The 2,657-nt window shown below is 66.5% G+C and carries 2 protein-coding genes; both read left to right on the top strand.

The features are described 5' to 3' along the window. The coding region (locus VF794_RS11125; protein WP_331109524.1) for a tetratricopeptide repeat protein at nt 1–302 on the top strand (302 nt) is incomplete at its 5' end. A 108-nt stretch (nt 303–410) separates the two neighbouring features. Continuing rightward, nucleotides 411–2,537 carry a type III secretion system export apparatus subunit SctV gene (gene sctV / locus VF794_RS11120; RefSeq protein ID WP_331109522.1) on the top strand — a complete coding sequence of 709 codons (2,127 nt, stop codon included), beginning with the start codon at nt 411–413 and terminating at the stop codon, nt 2,535–2,537. The last annotated feature ends 120 nt before the right edge of the window (nt 2,538–2,657 follow it).

The raw sequence follows: 2,657 nt of genomic DNA, 5'->3' as shown, positions 1-2,657 counted from the left end.
GGTATTACCGCACGGCGCTCGGGGCCATCTGCCTGGCGATGGATGGCTTCGACAAGGCGCTGGAGTACTTCAACCAGGCCCTGCAGCTCAACCCCGAGGACACCGCCGCGCTCATCAACCGCGGCGAGGTGCACCTGCGTCTGGGCAACACGCTGGAGGCGGCGCGCGACTTCTCGCGCGTGGTGGAGCTGGATCCCGACAACCAGGATCCCCTCACCGAGCGGGCGCGGGTGCTGGCCGACGCGGCGTGGCAGAGCGCGGAAGAGGCCCAGCGGGACATGGGAGAGGTCCAGGAAGGGTAGGGGCCGCGCTTCACGCTCGTCCGCTCCGGGACGGGCCAGGCATGACGAGCCCCTGGTGGGGGGGGAGGCTTGGGAAAGAGGCGGGGTCTCGCTAGTATCGCGGGCCGTATGTCCGCCCAGAGCAACGGCTTTCTCTCCAAGTACTCCGACATCGTCCTCGCTGTCGTGGTGGTGTCCATCATCGGGATGCTCATCGTCCCGCTGCCCACGTTGCTGCTGGACGTGCTGCTCACCCTGAACATCAGCATCTCCGTGGTGCTGTTGCTCATCTCCCTCTACGTGCCGCAGGCGCTGCGCTTGTCGGTGTTCCCGACGCTGCTGCTCATCACCACGATGTACCGGCTGGCACTCACCATCTCCACGACGCGCCTCATCCTGCTGACGGGTGATCCGGGAGAAGTGGTGATTGCCTTCGGCCACTTCGTGGTTCAGGGCAACTTCGTCGTCGGTCTCGTCATCTTCGTCATCCTCGTCATCGTCAACTTCATCGTCATCTCCAAGGGCTCCGAGCGCGTGGCCGAAGTGGCCGCCCGCTTCACCCTGGACGCCATGCCCGGCAAGCAGATGTCCATCGACGCGGACATGCGCGCCGGCTCCATCGACCAGGAGGAGGGCAAGCGCAAGCGCCGCGACCTGGAGCGCGAGAGCCAGCTCTTCGGCGCCATGGACGGTGCGATGAAGTTCGTCAAGGGTGACGCCATCGCCTCCATCATCATCACCGTCATCAACATCGTCGGTGGTCTCGTCATCGGCGTGATGCAGAAGGGCATGGACGTCGGCAGCGCGGCGGAGAAGTACGTGCTGCTCACCATCGGTGACGGTCTGGTGGGCATGATCCCCGCCATCCTCATCTCCACCTGCGCCGGTATCATCGTGACGCGCGTGGGTGGCGACGAGGAGGGCAACCACCTGGGCAAGGACGTGGCCACGCAGCTCACGGCCTACCCGAAGGCCATCGCCATCGCCGCGGGCATGCTCCTCGTCCTGGGTCTCATCCCCGGCCTGCCGAAGATTCCCTTCTTCCTGCTGGCGGCCGGCGCGGGCTTCGGCTCGTGGAAGATGCTGAAGGCGGAGAGCGATGCCGCCTCGGGCGGGGATCCGGGCCTCACCGCGGGCGAGACGCCCGAGGGCGAGACGCCGTCGGCCACCGAGCCCCAGCCCAAGGAGCCCATCAACCCGGACTCCGAGCTCTTCATCCCCGTCGTCACGCCCATCGTGCTCGAGGTGTCCGACGCGCTGGTGCCCTTCGTGGACTCGCGCCAGGACAACGGCAAGTTCCTCTTCGAGCTCATCCCCTTCATGCGCGACGGCCTCTTCGTGGAGATGGGCGTGCGCTTCCCCGGTGTGCGCGCGCGCGGCAACCCCAACCTGTCTCCCGGCGCCTACCAGGTACAGATCAACGAAGTCCCCGTGGTGACGGGCCAGGCGACGATTGGCCACGTGCTCGTCAACGACACGGTGGAACGCCTGAAGCTGATGAACATCCAGGGCTTCGAGGCCATCAACCCCGCCACCCGCCAGCCCGCGGCCTGGGTGCCCGAGCAGCACAAGGACACGCTCGAGGCGGCGGGTCTCACCACCTGGGACGTGCCCGGCTACATCATCCTCCACCTGGCCGCCGTGCTTCGCCGCAATGCGCGCGAGTTCGTCGGCGTCCAGGAGACGCAGTCGATGCTCGACCAGCTGGAGAAGGCCTTCCCCGCCATCGTCAAGGAGGTGGTGCCCAAGGTCGTCAACGTGCTCAAGCTCACGGACATCCTCGGGCGCCTGGTGGAGGAGGAGATCTCCGTTCGAGATCTGCGCGGCATCCTCCAGTCCCTGGCCGAGTACGGGCAGATCGAAGCCGACAACGTGATGCTCACCGAGCATGTGCGCTCCAGCCTGCGGCGCTACGTGTCCCACAAGTACGCGCGCGGCACCGGCACCCTGGTCGTCTACCTGCTGGATCCGCAGATCGAGGAGGCCATCCGCGGCTCCATCAAGCGCACCTCGGCGGGCACCCACCTGGCGCTGGAGCCGGACATCGCCCAGGAGATCGTCCAGGCGGTGAAGTCCGAGTGCGGCCACCTGCCGCCCAGCGCCCAGCGGCCCGTCATCCTCACCGCGATGGACATCCGCCGCTACGTGCGCAAGTTGCTGGAGTACGAGTTCAACCCGCCGTTCTCCGTCGTCAGCTTCCAGGAGCTGTCTCCGGACCTCAACATCCAGCCGGTGGCGCGTATCTCCATCCGGTAAACCCGCCTCCGCGCTTTGTTGCTCCACGGGCCGACATCACCGCGAACCTTCGCGGGGTTGTCGGCCCGTTATGGTAGGTAGCAGCCACGCTGTGAGGTACACGACAGAAGGAGATGCGGA

It is taken from the genome of Archangium sp. (assembly GCF_036389735.1).
Lineage (GTDB): Bacteria > Myxococcota > Myxococcia > Myxococcales > Myxococcaceae > Archangium.
Note: the sequence above shows the minus strand (reverse complement) of the source record. Positions and strands in the feature narration are given on the sequence as shown.

Excerpts from the sequence above, each read along its gene's own strand:
- sctV (WP_331109522.1), top strand. The coding sequence starts at position 411 with ATGTCCGCCCAGAGCAACGGCTTTCTCTCCAAGTACTCCGACATCGTC.